This is a genomic window from Phyllobacterium sp. 22552 (assembly GCF_052044585.1).
Classification (GTDB): Bacteria; Pseudomonadota; Alphaproteobacteria; order Rhizobiales; family Rhizobiaceae; genus Phyllobacterium; species Phyllobacterium ifriqiyense.
In genome coordinates this window covers 210,174-227,146 of the sequence record NZ_JBQENG010000002.1, presented here as the reverse complement: position 1 = coordinate 227,146, position 16,973 = coordinate 210,174, and the positions used below count along the sequence as shown (strand labels likewise).

15 protein-coding genes are annotated in these 16,973 nt (G+C 53.4%); 6 read left to right on the top strand and 9 right to left on the bottom strand.

Features of this window, described 5'->3' with window-relative positions; all coding sequences use genetic code 11:
- Nucleotides 1-2: 2 nt before the first annotated feature.
- Nucleotides 3-1,217 (bottom strand): MFS transporter, encoded by a 1,215-nt coding sequence (locus ACTJI9_RS05215; protein ID WP_440806468.1) that lies wholly within the window; start codon nucleotides 1,215-1,217, stop codon nucleotides 3-5.
- Between the two features lie 227 nt (nucleotides 1,218-1,444).
- Between ACTJI9_RS05215 and ACTJI9_RS05210 the strand changes: the two genes are divergently transcribed.
- The gene (locus ACTJI9_RS05210) at nucleotides 1,445-2,506 is read left to right on the top strand and encodes a serine hydrolase domain-containing protein (protein ID WP_440806465.1); all 1,062 of its coding nucleotides are present in this window, start codon (nucleotides 1,445-1,447) and stop codon (nucleotides 2,504-2,506) included.
- Here ACTJI9_RS05210 and ACTJI9_RS05205 read toward each other — a convergent pair whose 3' ends face one another.
- Both ACTJI9_RS05205 and rnd read right to left on the bottom strand, forming a co-directional pair.
- Complete coding sequence (locus ACTJI9_RS05205) at nucleotides 2,507-3,421, bottom strand: DMT family transporter (protein ID WP_440806462.1); 915 nt, start codon at nucleotides 3,419-3,421, stop codon at nucleotides 2,507-2,509.
- A 217-nt stretch (nucleotides 3,422-3,638) separates the two neighbouring features.
- A complete protein-coding gene (gene rnd / locus ACTJI9_RS05200; RefSeq protein ID WP_115051740.1) occupies nucleotides 3,639-4,799 on the bottom strand; it encodes a ribonuclease D in 1,161 nt (386 codons plus the stop codon).
- Between the two features lie 141 nt (nucleotides 4,800-4,940).
- On the opposite strand from rnd, the gene aspS reads away from it, so the two are divergent.
- Nucleotides 4,941-6,731, top strand: coding sequence for an aspartate--tRNA ligase (aspS, locus tag ACTJI9_RS05195; RefSeq protein ID WP_115051739.1), 1,791 nt, complete (start codon nucleotides 4,941-4,943; stop codon nucleotides 6,729-6,731).
- 76 nt (nucleotides 6,732-6,807) lie between these two features.
- On the opposite strand, the gene ACTJI9_RS05190 is transcribed toward aspS, so the two are convergent.
- Nucleotides 6,808-8,004 (bottom strand): hypothetical protein, encoded by a 1,197-nt coding sequence (locus tag ACTJI9_RS05190; protein ID WP_162802407.1) that lies wholly within the window; start codon nucleotides 8,002-8,004, stop codon nucleotides 6,808-6,810.
- A gap of 226 nt (nucleotides 8,005-8,230) precedes the next feature.
- Here ACTJI9_RS05190 and parC point away from each other — a divergent pair, with 226 nt between their 5' ends.
- Nucleotides 8,231-10,546: a DNA topoisomerase IV subunit A gene (gene parC / locus ACTJI9_RS05185; protein WP_307284148.1), complete on the top strand. Its 2,316-nt coding sequence runs from the start codon at nucleotides 8,231-8,233 to the stop codon at nucleotides 10,544-10,546.
- 8 nt (nucleotides 10,547-10,554) lie between these two features.
- Here parC and ACTJI9_RS05180 read toward each other — a convergent pair whose 3' ends face one another.
- The 5 genes from ACTJI9_RS05180 to hemB form a co-directional block, all read right to left on the bottom strand.
- Nucleotides 10,555-11,454 carry a DMT family transporter gene (locus ACTJI9_RS05180; RefSeq protein ID WP_337353833.1) on the bottom strand — a complete coding sequence of 300 codons (900 nt, stop codon included), beginning with the start codon at nucleotides 11,452-11,454 and terminating at the stop codon, nucleotides 10,555-10,557.
- Nucleotides 11,455-11,533: 79 nt separating this feature from the next.
- Nucleotides 11,534-12,283, bottom strand: coding sequence for an arginyltransferase (locus ACTJI9_RS05175; RefSeq protein WP_307284154.1), 750 nt, complete (start codon nucleotides 12,281-12,283; stop codon nucleotides 11,534-11,536).
- Between the two features lie 102 nt (nucleotides 12,284-12,385).
- A complete protein-coding gene (locus ACTJI9_RS05170) occupies nucleotides 12,386-12,802 on the bottom strand; it encodes a hypothetical protein (protein ID WP_162802406.1) in 417 nt (138 codons plus the stop codon).
- A gap of 45 nt (nucleotides 12,803-12,847) precedes the next feature.
- Nucleotides 12,848-13,318, bottom strand: coding sequence for an RDD family protein (locus ACTJI9_RS05165; RefSeq protein WP_440806456.1), 471 nt, complete (start codon nucleotides 13,316-13,318; stop codon nucleotides 12,848-12,850).
- A 69-nt stretch (nucleotides 13,319-13,387) separates the two neighbouring features.
- Nucleotides 13,388-14,425 (bottom strand): porphobilinogen synthase, encoded by a 1,038-nt coding sequence (gene hemB / locus ACTJI9_RS05160; RefSeq protein ID WP_440806453.1) that lies wholly within the window; start codon nucleotides 14,423-14,425, stop codon nucleotides 13,388-13,390.
- A gap of 183 nt (nucleotides 14,426-14,608) precedes the next feature.
- On the opposite strand from hemB, the gene ACTJI9_RS05155 reads away from it, so the two are divergent.
- From ACTJI9_RS05155 to ldtR, 3 genes are all read left to right on the top strand, one after another.
- Nucleotides 14,609-15,664, top strand: a complete 1,056-nt coding sequence (locus tag ACTJI9_RS05155) for an enoyl-CoA hydratase/isomerase family protein (protein ID WP_115051731.1) — start codon at nucleotides 14,609-14,611, stop codon at nucleotides 15,662-15,664.
- The gene (locus ACTJI9_RS05150; protein WP_115051730.1) at nucleotides 15,661-16,089 is read left to right on the top strand and encodes a DUF6163 family protein; all 429 of its coding nucleotides are present in this window, start codon (nucleotides 15,661-15,663) and stop codon (nucleotides 16,087-16,089) included. The genes ACTJI9_RS05155 and ACTJI9_RS05150 overlap by 4 nt, the downstream gene beginning before the upstream one ends.
- Nucleotides 16,090-16,250: 161 nt before the next feature.
- Nucleotides 16,251-16,766 carry a transcriptional regulator LdtR gene (gene ldtR, locus ACTJI9_RS05145; protein WP_115051729.1) on the top strand — a complete coding sequence of 172 codons (516 nt, stop codon included), beginning with the start codon at nucleotides 16,251-16,253 and terminating at the stop codon, nucleotides 16,764-16,766.
- The last annotated feature ends 207 nt before the right edge of the window (nucleotides 16,767-16,973 follow it).

Below are 16,973 nucleotides of genomic sequence, written 5' to 3'. Positions count from 1 at the left end.
GTTCAACGCGCCGCCTCTACCGGCGAAGCGTCGCTTTTCATAGCGAAATGCGCCAAAGCGAGCGAACTGATACCAGCGATAAAGAATCCTGCCGCCAGATACATTGTCATACCATCATAGAAGCTCCCTATAGCGATGGCGAACAGGGTGGCAATAAGGCTCGATCCGGATGCGATCAAAGATGCGCCCAAGCCAGCAACCTGTCCCAGAGAGCGCATAGCCATGGCATTGAGGTTTCCGAACAATATGCCGATGGTAAAGAAGGCTGAAAAGGTGAAGACCATCAGGACCACCAGAGGCAAGTGCCCACGCCAGAGCACGGATGCAATCAACATCAGAAGACCGATTATTGCCAATCCCATAAAGGCTGCACGCGTCATGGCATCCGTTCCAAACCGCTGTACGAGCTTGGCATTGAGAAATGATGCAAGTCCAATTCCTGCGGCCAGCACCGCAAAATAAAAGGGAAATGTTTCCTTGATCTCATAAGCGTCGAAAAACAAATCGGCTGCCGTGCTGAGGTAAAGCAGCTGTGATCCGAACACCATCCCGGTCGCGACGATCAGCAGCGCCACACGGCGTTTTGCCAAAATGCGCCTGCCATTCCGTATCAAGAGTTTCGGCCGGAAGGATATGCGTTTGTCGACCGGCAGTGTTTCCGGTTGCCGAATCACCAGCCAAAGACCCAGGATCATCGCCATAGCGAGGTAAATGCCGAAAATGGCACGCCATCCAGCCATAAAAATCACTCCCTGCGCCATAGCTGGAGCCAGCATCGGCACCATAATGAAGAGGGTGAACATCAAGGACATTACGCGAGCCATTGCGTCGCCCTCAAACTGGTCACGGATCATGGCGCGTGTAGCTATCTTGGGGCCGGATACGCCGACGCCCTGAAGAATCCGACCAAGAATCACTACTTCCAGCGATCCGGCCAGCATCGCAATAATGGTTCCAACTGCATAAATGCCAAGGCCAAGCACAAGCGCTTTCTTGCGTCCCATGGCATCGGATAGGGGCCCTAGTAGCAGCTCGCCGACGGCCATGCCGAAAATGAAGAGCGATATGATGTGCTGTGTGGATAGCGGCGGCCCGCCAACAACGTCTTCTCCGATTTGGCGCAACCCTGGCAACAGCGCGTCAATGCTAATGGATGTCAGCGAGGTCAGAAAAGCATAAAGAGCGATGCGCTCGCGGAAACTGATCGAAGAAGTCATGGATTGTTTGCACCGAGAGGAAGAGACCTCGACCTCTATCAGTTTTCTTGCAGAACTCCCTCAAATTTGTTGCGATCGGTAATTTTTGCTTTGGGAATTTGCTCTGGTCATGGCCTTGGCGGGCATGCCTATAGTTGATCACTCAATTCTGCGATATGCCGGTATGATCACACGCATGTGAGCGGAGTTGAGTTGCCGTACCGCTTCATGCTCGTCAAAGTCGTCGCATGAAAACCTATCCGGTTAATCGCCGCAGCTTCATCTTGGCCACCCTTGCCGGTGGAGCGGGCGCTTTGGCCCCTTCGATCTCTTTTGCACAGGTTCCAGGCAAAGCTGTGGCTTTGGATAGTGTTGCAACGAGCCAGATCATTGAACAGGCTTCGTCTTTTCCGGCACTCCAGACGATGATCGTATATGCCGGCGGGCAGACCCAGATTGAGCACCGTTTCCATGGTCCCGCCATAGATCGTCCCGTCAATGTAAAATCCGTTTCCAAGACAATCATTGCGACCTTGGCTGGCATAGCCATTGAGCGCAAAGTTTTTTCCGGGCTGGACGAGCTTGTTGCGCCAATCCTGTCGAATAAGCTGCCGCAGGATCGTGATCCTCGGCTGGCGCAAATAACGCTCGGCAATCTGCTTTCCATGCAGGCGGGGCTTGATCGTACATCCGGCCCCAATTATGGCCGCTGGGTCGAGAGCTCCGATTGGGTTCGTTATGCGCTCGCTCGAGATTTCGTCGATGAGCCGGGCGGGCGCATGCTCTACTCAACCGGCAATTCGCATCTCATATCCGCAATGCTCACCCGCAAGACGGGTCGAACGACATTGCAAATTGCACGCGATTGGCTGGGCGAACCGCTGGACATCACTATTCCACCTTGGCCACGTGATCCGCAGGGCATTTATTTCGGCGGCAATGACATGGAATTGTCGCCGCGGGCCATGCTCGCCTTTGGCAAAATGTTTCTTGAGGGCGGAAAGGGCGGCGGCAAGCAAATCGTGCCAGCTGCCTGGATCGAAGAATCGTGGAAGCCTCGAACCAGCTCGCCATTTACTGGCGATAGCTATGGTCTGGGCTGGTTCATCTCTTATATGCCGGATAGCAAGCCGTTCTATTATGCCTGGGGCTATGGCGGCCAGATGATCTATGTCGTGCCTCATGCATCCGTGGTGGCGGTGATGACCTCAAACACCGCAGCGCCTTCCGGTCGCTCCGGCTATGTGCGCCAATTGCACGATCTTTTGGCAACCCGAATTGTCCCGGCAGCAGAAGCTGCCATAGGTTGATCAGGCGGGCACAGTCTTCTTGCGCGATGGAAATGTCATGGCGGCAACGCCGATGACAACGAATACAAGTCCGATCAATGCGGTCGAGGCCAAAGTTTCACCAAGAAAGATGACGCCGATTCCCACACCAATCGGAACGCGCAGATAGGCCTGCGATGTCGTACTCACCGAGCCAAGTGTGTGGATAAGCCGGAAATAGATAACAAAGGCGAGGGCGGTCGAAAACACCGAGAGACCGAGCAGTGCCAGCAGCGAGTCAGCCGATGGCGCAATGGTCCATGGCTGATCCACAATCAAGCTGACGGGGATAAGTATCACCGCGCCGCAAACCATTGAACCAGCGGCTGGCATCATCGGGTCAAGCCCCTTGAAGCCCCGTCCGAATATGGCAGCGGCGGCATAGGAGATTGTTGCAGCCACAATTGCCAGTTGCGCTACCAGTTCCTTGCCGACCCCCTGAAAGGCTTCCATTCCGATAATCAGGCTGATCCCGATGACACCGGCAATTGTTCCCAAAAGCTTGCGCATCGTCACCGCTTCATGCCGCGTAATCAGCACCGTCAGCAGAAAGGCGAAAATTGGCGTGGTCGAATTGAGGATAGTCGCCAGTCCGGCATTTACCGTCTGCTCGGCCCAGGCAATCAGGGTAAAGGGGATAACACTGTTGATACAGGCTTGAATGAAAAAGCGCTTCCAGATCGCCGGGTCCTTAGGCAGCGAAAGTCCACGCATTTTAATGATCGCCACCAACAGCCCTCCGGCTATCAATGTGCGTGCAGCAATAAAGGTGATCGGCGGGATGGTTTCAACACCAATTCTGATGAAGGTGTAGGAGGCACCCCATAAAGTTGCGAGTACAGCAAGGAGCGCAACCTCTTTGGCGAGAGCGGGCGCTGTGGTGGAGGAAGCAGTCATGGTTTAAACCTTCGCGGCATGGATCATAGCAATGATCAATGTCCTGAATTCTCAGCCCGATGCTTCGATGATGGCCGAATTATCGAAACTCAATAGGGTTGATTGGCCGAATTGAGTAATTTGCAGGAAAACAGCCGGATCTTCACAGAAAAACCGGCTGTTTTGACTGAATTTTTGTAACTATGGGCTGCAAAATGAGTGCAGTCAGTTGCAACCCTCATTCACTGGGAAGAACCAGCGCCCGAATTTTTTTGTTTTCGAATTTCAGGCAAAGCTCGCCATTGATCAGTTGAAGCGCCTTTTCTCCAAAGACTTCGCGACGCCATCCCTGCAATGCCGGAATGTCATCAACATCACCTTCCGAAGCGATCCTGTCGATTTCATCGGAGGTAGCCACCACCTTTGCGGCAACGCCATGCTCTTCGGTAACAAGCCGAAGAAGCACCTTCAAAAGCTCCGAAGCTGCTCCAGCGCCTTCCGGGGAAGCGCTTTGTTTCGGCAAGCGGGGCATCTCATCCTTCGGCAGGTCGAGTGCCAGATTGACAGCGTTGAGCAAGCCTGTTGCCATGCTGGAGCGTTCCCAACCCTTTGGAATCGTTCGCAAGCGTGACATTGCTTCCGCATCGCGCGGCTGCTGTTGTGCGATCTCGTAAATCGCGTCATCCTTGATGACACGCCCGCGCGGCACATTGCGTTCGCGCGCTTCGCGTTCGCGCCATGCTGCCACACTGCGTAGGACGGCAAGTTCCACCGGCTTGCGCAGGCGCATCTTCAGCCGCTTCCAGGCATCGTCCGGATGCATGTCATAGGTTTCGCGCGCGGTGAGAATTTTCATCTCGTCCAGAACCCATTCGGTGCGGCCCTCGGCTTCAAGGCTTTCCTTCAAATGGAGGTAAATATCGCGCAGATGTGTCACGTCCGCCAAAGCATAGTCGAGTTGCTTTTCGGAAAGTGGACGCCTGCGCCAATCGGTAAATCGTGAAGATTTGTCGATTTGTGCCCCAACCACCTTTTGCACCAATTGGTCATAAGCAATGGCATCGCCAAAGCCGCAAACCATCGCCGCAACCTGTGTATCGAACACCGGGTGCGGGATCAGATTGCCAAGATGGAAGATGATTTCAATGTCCTGGCGGGCCGCATGAAACACTTTCACGATTTTCTCGTCAGCCATCAGCTTAAAAAACGCTGCAAGATCAAGGCCAGGGGCCAGCGCGTCAACAATCGCCGTATGATCAGGCGATGCCAATTGGATAACGCAAAGCTCCGGCCAGAACGTGGTCTCGCGGATGAATTCCGTGTCGACAGTCACGAAGTCTGATTGGGAAAGGGCGGCAACAGCCTGTTCAAGCTGATCTGTGGTTGTAATCATGGTCATGATTTTTCTATAGCGAATGAGAATGGGTTTGTCTCGGTTCTTGACAAATCAGCTCCAAAATGCGCTTGTCCGCCCAAATTCTTTGGCGTGTCGAGGGCTTATCCTCGGTCTTTTCGCCATATTTAATCAGAGGCACATATCATGCACCGTTACCGCAGCCATACCTGCGCCGCCTTGCGTAAATCGGACGTTGGTTCGACAGTTCGTCTTTCAGGTTGGGTCCACCGCGTCCGCGACCATGGCGGAATTCTCTTTATTGATATCCGCGACCATTATGGCCTGACGCAAATCGTCGCCAATCCCGATTCGCCAGCTTTCAAGCTTGCCGAAACCGTACGGGGCGAATGGGTTATCCGCGTTGACGGTGAGGTGAAGGCACGTACCGAAGATACGGTAAACGCCAACATGCCGACCGGCGAGATCGAAGTTTTCGCGCGTGAGATCGAAGTTCTCTCGGCTGCGAAGGAACTACCTTTGCCGGTGTTTGGCGAATTGGATTATCCGGAAGATATCCGCCTGAAGTACCGCTTCCTCGATCTGCGCCGCGATACACTGCACAAGAACATCATGCAGCGCACGAAGATCATCGCTGCGATGCGCCGCCGTATGAGTGAGATCAACTTCACGGAATTCTCGACGCCAATTCTGACAGCTTCTTCGCCGGAAGGCGCGCGAGACTTTCTCGTGCCAAGCCGTATTCATCCCGGCAAGTTTTATGCTCTGCCGCAAGCGCCGCAGCAATATAAGCAGTTGATCATGATGTCCGGTTTCGACCGATACTTCCAGATCGCACCCTGCTTCCGCGATGAAGATCCACGTGCGGATCGTTTGCCGGGCGAGTTTTATCAGCTCGACGTTGAAATGAGCTTCGTTGAACAGAACGACGTTCTGACTACCATGGAACCTGTTCTGCGCGGCGTTTTCGAAGAATTTGCTGAAGGCAAGCGCGTTACCAAGGAATTTCCACGCATCGCCTATGACGATGCCATGCGTAAATATGGTTCCGATAAGCCGGACTTGCGTAACCCTATCGAAATGCAGGCAGTGACCGAGCATTTCGCCGGTTCAGGCTTCAAAGTCTTTGCAAACATGATCGCCAATGACCCAAAGGTCGAGGTATGGGCGATTCCTGCCAAGACCGGCGGCTCACGCGCATTTTGTGACCGCATGAACTCCTGGGCGCAGAGCGAAGGCCAGCCAGGTCTTGGCTATATTTTCTGGCGTAAGGAAGGCGAAAGCCTTGAAGGCGCTGGCCCGCTCGCCAAGAATATTGGACCGGAACGCACGGAAGCCTTGCGTGTGCAGCTTGGTCTTGATGATGGCGATGCAGCCTTCTTCGTTGCCGGCGATCCTAAGAAGTTCGTGTCCTTTGCAGGCGCTGCGCGTACGCGCGCTGGTGAAGAGCTGAACCTTGTTGACCGCGACCAGTTTGCGCTTTGCTGGATTGTCGATTTCCCCTTCTTCGAATGGCTTGAAGATGAAAAGAAGATCGACTTTGCCCATAACCCATTCTCAATGCCGCAGGGCGGCATGGATGCGCTCGAAAATCAGGATCCTCTGACGATCAAGGCATTCCAGTATGATATGGTTTGCAACGGTTTCGAAATTGCCTCGGGCGGTATTCGTAACCATCTGCCGGATACAATGGTCAAAGCATTTGAAGCTGTCGGTCATTCACGCGAAACCGTGGAAGAACGCTTCGGTGGTCTTTATCGTGCATTCCAGTATGGCGCACCGCCCCATGGCGGCATGGCAGCTGGTGTTGACCGCATCGTCATGCTGCTGGTCGGTGCGAAGAACTTGCGTGAAATCACCATGTTCCCGATGAACCAGCAGGCGTATGATTTGCTGATGAACGCTCCATCGGATGTTTCGCAAGCGCAATTGCGCGACCTGAATATCCGTCTTAACCCGGTGAAGAAGGAAGTTTAGAGACCTTCTCTAACCGACTCTGGACAAACAAAAATCCCGGCATCGCTGCCGGGATTTTTTCGTTTTATCGCCTGGATTACTGGTTCGCAATAACCGTAACACCGAGTGTCTTGAGCAGAGACTTTGGATCGGCCATGCCGCCCGCTGCAATGATTGCGAATGGAACTGACTTTGGCGGAGCTGCCTTGATCTCGAGGGTCTTTGGATCGTCGAGATATTCGCCGACTGCCGTGCCGAGTGTCTGGGCGAATTCTGCATCGCCCAATTGTGCCGCAGCCATTGGCACGATTGCCTTTGCCTGATTGATCAGGTCTTCGCGCTTGGCATTCTGCTGCTTGGCAACATAGTCGAGCGCCTTGTAGGTGACTGAGTCGTCCTCAAAACGGATCGAAGCGCCGGTAAAGCTCAACTGCTGCATAAGGCCGAGCATCGCCATGCCTTGTGCGTCGTCAGGCTTGCCTTCCATATTCTTGGTGGCTTCCTGCAGACCCTTGATGAAGTCCAGCGTGTAACCGGAAATGTCGAGCTTAACGCCGAGTGTACCAGCATCATCGGTGATGAAATCCATCTTTTCGATGTTCAACCGGCCATCTGCAACATTCCACGTGCCGTTCATATCGATTTTCCCGGTCAGTGTCTCATAACCAAGAGCGGTCAATGCTTCCTTGGTCTTTGGATCTTCGACTTCTGACAGATCGGCTTTGAAGCTTTCAACATTTGTCGTGAAAGCTACAGGTGACGTTTCAGTCAGCGGGGAAATCGTTGCGGTAAGCGCGTCGGCAACGAAAACATCCTTGCCTTTAGCATTAAAGGCGACGTGCTTTATTTCCGCTTTTTCATACTGCAAAAACTTTGCCAATGGCTCAGTTGCGCCTTCCGCCGGAAGGGTGATCCCTTCAAACGCTATGCCTTCCAGCTTAATTGTTCCCTTGTCTTCGCCTTCAGGAGAAAAGCTGACATCGGGGACCGTCAACGATCCGACCTTGAAGCCACCACCGGAAACGTCGCTCACATCGGAAAGCGTGACGTCACCGGCATTGAATGTTTCTTTAATGCCTGTTGTTGAAACCTTGGCATCCTTCAACACGACTGTCGTGCCGTTTGTTTCAACATTGCTGTATTCAAGGACACCGCCCTGTTCGGTATAAACAGCCTTCAGGCGCGCAGCGACAGCGTTTCCGTCGATGGCATAGGCTGAACCGGCAAATACGACAACGAGAGCAGAGGTTGCAGCCAGCAGACGCAAGCCGGACTTCACAGGGTTTGGACGCATAATTTGTTCCTTGTTGAGATCAATGATCATACCTATTGCATGAGGCGCGGCAAAACTGTGACAGCCATCAACCAAGCGGCAATATTTACGATTCGGGCGCTAGAAAGTCAGATTTGCCGTTCGAAGGCAAGCTTTGTTCAGCAGAACGGTGATTATGGGGCTATCAGCCTGTGATCTGGGCGAATCATTGCTTGCCCGCGAATCCTTGTCTTGATAGTCCATTCACATGGGAAAAAGCCTGATTCCGCCAGACAATGGCGATGATAATGTCGAACCGGTTGATCTGAAGGCAGCGCTGGAAGAGCGCTATCTTGCCTATGCTCTGTCAACGATCATGCATCGTGCCTTGCCGGATGTGCGGGACGGGCTAAAACCCGTTCATCGCCGCATCATGCATGCCATGCGTTTGCTGCGCCTGTCGCCTGATCAATCCTATGCCAAATGCGCCCGAATCGTCGGCGAGGTCATGGGTAAATTTCATCCCCATGGCGACCAGTCGATCTATGACGCGCTCGTTCGCTTGAGCCAGGATTTTGCCGTACGCTATCCCGTGGTCGACGGGCAGGGGAATTTCGGCAATATTGACGGCGATAACCCGGCAGCGATGCGTTATACCGAAGCGCGCATGACCGACGTTGCCATGCTGCTCCTAGAGGGCATTACCGAAGATGCCGTCGATTTCCGCCCGACCTATAATGAGGAAGACGAAGAACCAATCGTTCTTCCCGGAGCCTTTCCAAACCTGCTTGCCAATGGTTCGTCCGGCATTGCGGTCGGCATGGCCACCTCGATTCCACCGCACAACGTATCGGAACTCTGCGCTGCGGCACTGCATCTGATCAAGCATCCTGACGCGACGGTGGAAGAGCTCATGACTTCCCCGGAGGAATGGGCGGCCATCGAAGCTTTGGCGAAGGACGACCCTAAAGCCCTGCTTACCTGCAAGGTGCGTGGTCCCGATTTCCCGACGGGCGGCATTCTTGTCGAAAGTTGGGAAGCAATTGTTGAAGCCTATAAAACCGGCCGTGGCGGTTTTCGTCTGCGTGCCCGCTGGGAAACGGAAGATCAAGGCCGAGGCACGTGGAACATCGTCATTGGCCAAATCCCTTATCAGGTTCAAAAGTCACGGCTAATTGAAAAGATCGCGGAACTCCTGATCGCCAAGAAGCTGCCATTGCTGGATGACGTACGCGATGAGTCGACTGAAGATGTCCGCCTTGTGCTTGAACCCAAGAGCCGAAGCGTCAATCCGGACATTCTCATGGAGTCGCTGTTTAAGCTGAGCGAACTTGAAACGCGCTTTCCGCTCAATATGAATGTTCTGTCGCAAGGCAAGGTGCCGAACGTTCTCTCCTTGCGTGAAGTTCTCAAACAGTGGCTCGAACACCGCAAGGAAGTGCTTATTCGCCGCTCGCGCCATCGTCTTGGTGAAATAGAGCGGCGTCTTGAAATTCTGGGCGGCATGCTCATCGCCTATCTGAATATTGATGAAGTTATCCGCATCATCCGCGAGGAGGACGAACCGAAGCAGGAGATGATCCGCCGCTTCGAACTCACCGATAATCAGGCGGAAGCTATCTTGAATATGCGCCTGCGCTCCTTGCGCAAGCTTGAAGAGTTTGAAATCCGCAAAGAATTTGACGGATTGAGCGCCGAAAAGAAGCAGATCGAGGAATTGCTGGGATCAGAGCCAAAACAATGGCAGACGATTTCGTGGCAGATCGCTGAAATGCAAAAGAAGTATGGACCGGAGACCTTGGTTGGCAAGCGTCGCACAACCTTCGCCAATGCGCCGACACATGACCTGACCGACATTCATCACGCCATGATCGAGCGCGAGCCGGTGACGGTCGTCGTGTCGGAAAAGGGCTGGCTGCGCGCCATGAAGGGGCATCTGGCAGACTTTGCTACTTTGACCTTCAAGGAAGGCGACAAGCTGAAGCTGGCATTCCACGCTGAAACAACAGACCGCATCCTCGTTCTGACTACCGGCGGCAAGTTCTACACCATCGGTGCAAACAGCCTTCCCGGTGGGCGTGGTCATGGCGAGCCGATCCGCATCATCGTCGATATGGAGAACGACCAGGATATTGTCACCGCTTTCGTGCACAATCCCGAGCGTAAGCTGTTCCTGTCATCGCATGTCGGCAATGGCTTTATCGTTCCTGAAGCAGATGTCATTGCCAATACGCGCAAGGGCAAGCAGGTGATGAACGTCAAGTCTCCGGACGAAGCGCGCCATTGCGTGCCGGTCATCGGCGATAGCGTTGCCATTGTTGGTGAAAACCGCAAGCTGCTTGTCTTCCCGCTGGCCGATGTACCAGAGCTCGGTCGCGGCAAGGGCGTGCGTCTGCAACGCTACAAGGATGGTGGCGTTTCCGATATCCGCATCTTCACAATGGAGCAGGGATTGACGTGGCAGGACGCTTCCGGCCGCAGCTTCACGCGTGGAAAACTGGAGCTTTTGGAATGGGTCGGCCCGCGCGCCACGGCCGGCCGCATGGTTCCAAAGGGTTTCCCACGCTCGGGCAAGTTCTCGTAAGTCGGGCCCTAGATCGGATGGCGGATTGCCGTCGTCCGGGCTCGCCTGCGTGAGTGGACCATCTGCCAGAGCGAATGGCCGATTAAGGCAGAAATGATGATAATGCCTCCCAAAAGGGTTGCGTCGGTTGGGCGTTCGGAAAATACCAGCCACACCCAGATGGGCGTCAGCACTGTTTCAAGCAGATAAAACATCGCGACTTCCGGTCCTGAAAGAAAGCGCGGACCTGTTGCAAGGCAGATGAAGGCGATTGTGGTGACCACCGCGCCGTTGAAGATGATCCAGCCAGGAACGGCGACGTTGAATCCATTTTGCGATACCATGAATGCAGCAACAGCTATAGGCACTGCGGTGCCCATCATCGCGGCAAAGCTCATATCCTTGCCAGATGCACGGGTGACTGTGATGGCCGATGCGAGAATGAAAGTCGACAACAGCCCCATCAAATCGCCGAAGACATGACCTGCCGATAAGCCTTCATACACGATGATTCCGACGCCGATCAGCATCAGGAACATGGCAATGAAAGTGATCGCCTTCGGCCGTTCTTTCAGAAATACCCAGGACAAAAGGGCAGCGAATACGGTGTTGAACGCCAAAATGAAAACAAGATTGGCTGTTTTCGTATTATAAACAGCAGTCATGAAGGCGATTGAAGCCAAGCCATACAGCGCTGCAACCAGATACCCGATCTTGCCCGGAAGGACTTTTCGGCGCTTTCCGGTGACGAGATTCCAAACGGCCCAAATGATGAGCGCGCAGATGAAGGTTGTCGAGCTGCGCAGCAGCAGCGTTGACCATGTTTCCCCTTGGCCAAGGCGCAACAAAGGAATGTCTGCCGAAAGCACCAGACCTCCGATGCCGGTGATGAGCAAACCTTTGCGATGGTCGAGGTGAAGCTGGGACATGCGGCAGATTTCCGGGGGGATTCATTTGAATTATGCCGCGTTGTCTAGCGGTAGAACAGGCTGCCGTCCAGCGTACCCATCAGGGCGCGCGGCGCTCCCAGCCTTTCATGCCCAGATGTTCCTGCGGCTGGTAGCGGATTTTATATTGCATCTTGCGCGAGCCCTCGACCCAATATCCAAGATACACATGCGGCAGGCCTGCGGCAGCTGCGCGCTGAATATGGTCGAGGATCATAAAGGTGCCAAGAGAGCGGCTTGCATGGTCCGGATTGAAGAATGAATAAACCATGGAAAGCCCGTCACCCATAATATCGGTCAATGCCACGGCAATCAGTTCACCTTCGCCCTTTTGCGTAATGAAGCTATCGGGGCCGCGCCGGCGATATTCGATGATCTGGGTGGGCACGTGGGTGTCTTCCACCATCATGGCATAATCGAGGACGGTCATTTCCGACATGCCGCCCTTATTGTGGCGCGCATTGAGATAATGCCTGAACAGTGAATATTGTTCGGTCGATGGTTCGGCGTGATGAATATTGCCGATCAGGTCACGATTGCGATTCCATACACGTCGCATGGATTTATCCTGCGTGAACTCACCGGCGAGAATGCGCACGGAAACACATGCCCGGCAATTCTCGCAGGCTGGCCGGTAAGCGATGTTTTGCGAGCGCCGAAAGCCACCTTGAGTCAGCAGATCATTCAGCTCGCTCGCTCGCCCGCCCACAAGGTGGGTAAATACCTTGCGTTCAAGCTGTCCCTCAAGATAAGGACATGGCGAGGGGGCTGTCAGAAAAAACTGCGGTGATTGCTGCGGTTGATGGGTCATCCAAGTTCCTGGCACGCTCTGTAACAACTATAGAATCGTATGACCGCCTAAAACGTCAATTCAATTATATTGCATTGCAGAGTGAATGTCGCGTGTGTCGTATCAGTGCACGGGTCTTTCGGGGCAGCGTGACCCACTCCATGAATGGATGGGCGGATCGAAACGGCCATTGGTTGAACCACCCCACGCCGCTTTGAAACTTTGATAATCGCTGCTGAAATGTAAAGAGACGAGGCCCGTGCCATCCTTGTCCGTCCAAATCAGCGTGCGGTCTGTCGGGCTGGTTTGGTCTTTTTCGATGACATTGCCATCGGTGCGTCCGGCCAACCCATCTATTTTATACGTCCCGGTAATTCGCCCGTCACGGTCCACGCTCAGATTGGTTTGGATATCCTGGTAATCGCCATAGGAAATAACTTCGCCGCAGAATTTTCCCGCAGGCGAAGCCGCATAGCTCACGCCGCCTGACAAAACGAGCAGGGCAGCTGCTACAGCAACGGATTTGTGTCTGTTCATCATTTCAATGCCGAAGAAGAAAGGCTCCCGGACGGGAGCCTTCAATGTTTAATTATATGCCCTGACGACAACCGTTCCGAGCAGAAGGTCATGCAATGTACGTTTGCGGTCAAGGAAGAAGGTTGCGAGCAGAATAAATGGGGTCAACACAACATTGAGGCCCCAGAAGAGCACAGTATGAACGATTGCGAGCAGTCCGTCCACTTTCCCGCCATCCAGGCGTTCAAGCTTCAGCCCCATTATCTGCATACCTTTGGTAGCCTGACGCGGTCCGCCAAGGGTGCCGTAAATATAAATCAGGGCAACAGCTGGAAACATTATGCCGTAAAGCATCCAACCAAGGCCCAGCGTCGCGATCCCCAGAATGAAAACGAGGATAGCTACCGGAATGCAAAGCAGAAACACGATCGCATAGTCGATCAGGAAGGCAAATATGCGGCTGGTGCGCACGCCCTGATACAAGCGCCAATCGTCGAAACGATCAGTAATTATTTCGCCATCAAGGGTTTTCGCGTTCATTTTGTTTCCTGTTTTCAAGTGATAGCCAAATGGCCATTACCCTGAAATTGGGAATTCAGGCAGATAAATTCAAGCGCCAGCCTTCAATCGTTCTGCAACAATGGGTGCGAAGTAGGTGAGAATGCCGTCGCAGCCAGCGCGTTTGAAAGCCAGCAGCGTTTCCATCATCACCCGTTCTTCGTCGATCCAGCCATTGGCGCCGGCGGCTTTGATCATCGTGTACTCGCCCGAAACCTGATAAGCGAAGGTCGGCACAGAAAATGTGTCCTTCAACCGGCGGATAATATCAAGATAGGGCAGGCCGGGTTTTACCATGAGCGAATCTGCGCCCTCGGCGAGATCCTGCTCTGCCTCGCGCACCGCTTCATCGGTGTTGGCAGGGTCGATATAATAGGTTTTCTTGTCGCCCTTCAGCCGACCGGACGTGCCGATTGCTTCGCGGTAGGGGCCATAAAACGCCGAAGCGAATTTGGTGGCATAGGCCATGATCGCGACATCTTGAAAGCCATTTTGATCCAAGGCATCACGAATGGCACCAATGCGGCCATCCATCATATCCGATGGCGCAATAATATCGGCGCCTGCAGCAGCTTGCAGCACTGCACCTTGCGTAATTTGAGCAACAGTCTCGTCATTGATGATGATACCGTCGCGCAAAATACCATCATGGCCATGGCTGGTGAACGGGTCGAGCGCAACATCGGTAATCATGCCGATTTCAGGCGCGGCATCTTTGATCGCGCGCGTAGCCCGGTTGATCAAATTGTCAGGGTCAAGAATCCCTGAACCCGTATCGTCGCGCAGATCAGCGGCAATATTGGCAAATGTAGCTATGGCAGGAATGCCAAGCTTGGCAGCCCGTTCTGCTTCACGCACAGCCATATCCACTGAAAAACGCTGTACGCCCGGCATGGCGGCAATGTCTTCTCGTCGGTTCTCACCTTCGCAAAGGAATATCGGCCAGATCAGATCATTGACTGTCAGCTGGTTTTCCTGGACCAGACGACGCGACCAGTCGGCCTTGCGCATGCGGCGCAAACGGCGGCTCTGGGTAATTTCATCAACGGTTCTTGGCGCGTGCCTTTGAAATGCGGGATGTTTGTTCATGTTTTCTGCCTGCTGTTTGGAATAGTTTTAACAGGATCGCCACAATAGCATAACCCCAAAATTGCGGCTCGTTCTTGGACCAAATGCCCAAGCTGCCAGCTCTACCTTTGTCCTGAACTACGTCATCCATTGACGCGCCCCGCCGGAGTTTCCTACCTTCGCTTGCAAATAACGGAGAAATGCATGGAAATCGATTTTGGCGGGATGGGTGAAATCGCATTCGAGCGGCGCGGCAAAGCTGGTCTGGTTCGCCTGACGCGGCCAAAAGCGCTTAACGCGCTGACGCGGATTATGGTCAGTGCATTGCATCGTGCGCTGATTGCCTGGTCTACCGACGAGGCGGTCCATTGCATTATCGTTGAAGGCGAGGGACGGGCCTTTTGCGCTGGCGGCGATATTCTCGCCGTTTATCATGCTGGCCGTTCCGGTGCCCCGCTCTATGATTTCTTTGCCGACGAGTATCGACTCAACGCCTATATAAGACACTATCCCAAGCCTTATATCTCGCTGATTGATGGCATTGTCATGGGCGGCGGTGTTGGCATTTCGGTGCATGGGTCGCATAGGGTCGTCACGGAAAACGTCACTTTTGCCATGCCCGAAGTTGGCATCGGCTTTTTCCCGGATGTCGGCGGCAGTGCTTTCCTGCCGCATCTGCCGGAGCATTTCGGCACTTATCTCGCTTTGACCGGCAATAGAATCAAGCAGGGCGATTGCCTGCAAAGCGGCATTGCTACCCATGCGATCAAGGCGGAAGACAAGGAAAAACTCAAACGCAGCCTGATCCGGTCGGGTGATCCCGAAAAGGCGTTAAAGGGCAAGACGATCAATCCTGACTTTGAAACACCCGAAGCAATGCGCGACATGATAAGCGTTCTCTTTGACTCGCCAACATTAAGTGGTTGTCTCATCCGTCTTGCTGCCGCAGGGGTGAACGGCAGCGAAGAAGCGCAAAAACTTCTTGATCTGATCAAGACTCGCTCGCCCACAAGTCTGCATGTCAGTTTCCGTCAGATAGAAGAGGGCCGCGAACTTGATATGGACCAGTGCATGCAGATGGAATACCGCATTCTTTGCCGTATGCTTGAAAATCACGACTTTTATGAAGGTGTAAGGGCACTTCTTGTGGACAAGGATAATTCGCCCGTGTGGAGTCCCGCAAAAATCGAAGATATAACGCCTGAAATGGTCGATGCCTATTTTGCATCATTGGGCGAGCGGGAATTACAACTGACATGAATGACAAGCCCACCCATTTGCCTTTCGACCCGACTATGGCCCAAACAGGCTTTGTCTGGTTGCTGCGGCTTGTAGCCATCTACTCACTTGTCGCCGGGGTAGGCTACTGGGCGCAGATCAGTGGCTATTATGAAGGGCTGCTCTGGCGCTTCGACCTCATGCCATGGCAATGGAAGGTCGCCTCCGTTTCGCTGGCAATGCTTTATCCCGTTGCTTCAACCGGCCTTTGGATGATGGTGTCCTGGGGGCCGGTTATCTGGTTTGTCGCCGCACTCGGCGAAACGCTGATGTTTACAGTATTCTCGGAGTTCTTCTTTTACAGGCCCCAAATTGCTATTATTCATGGCTGCGTTGCACTGCTTTACATCGTCTTCCGGATAGTGCTGTTTTTGCAGAAACGTCAGCAGGCCATGCCAATCCGCTAATTCTCAAAATATGCTGGCGGTAAGTCTTCATTAAGGTAGAAATTGATTCTGTGATGGTAAGATACTGTTAAGTCTATGTTTTAAGTCGAATTTTATGCGTATTCGATAGTGTCTGCTCAACGGTGAGAAAAATACACCGAAACAACAGTGAGGCAGGTATTATGAACAGCATACAGAGAAAGTCTGGCGCAAGCTCGCATTCTACAGTAAATGACACAGCATTGCGTACATTATATCTTGAAGCACTTCAGTTGGTCGAGCGGTTACATCGCCGGTTGCTTGATGTAGTCAAGGATGAATTCGATCGTAATGGCCGCAGTGACATCAACGCCATTCAGGCATTGCTGCTTTTCAACATCGGCAATGCGGAACTGACAGCCGGAGAACTTCGCAGTCGCGGCTATTATCTGGGATCGAACGTTTCCTACAACCTCAAGAAACTCGTCGAACTCGGCTTTATCTCCCACGAACGCTCACGCACAGACCGTCGTTCGGTTCGCGTCAGCCTCACGGAGAAGGGTTCTGAAGTGGCCGAACTGGTTGCCGGCCTCTATGAGCGCCACGTTGCATCGATCGAGCATGTTGGAGGCATAAAGGCTGAAGAATTCCAGTCCATGAACAAGGCACTTCAGCGTCTTGACCGCTTCTGGAACGACAGCATCGCCTACCGCATGTAATTTTGGGGTAGCTGCAATAACAAAAGCCCGGCTTTGCGCGCAGCAAAGGCGGGCTTTGTCTATTGGTTCACAATACTTGAAGTCCACACCGGGGCAATTCGACTTTGGGCCGAGTTAAGACAGGTTCTGCATCTCGGTGACTGCTCTAGCCCAAGTCATTAATCCGCCATAATGGAATGCAACTGCACGATCCTATACTCAAGTCAG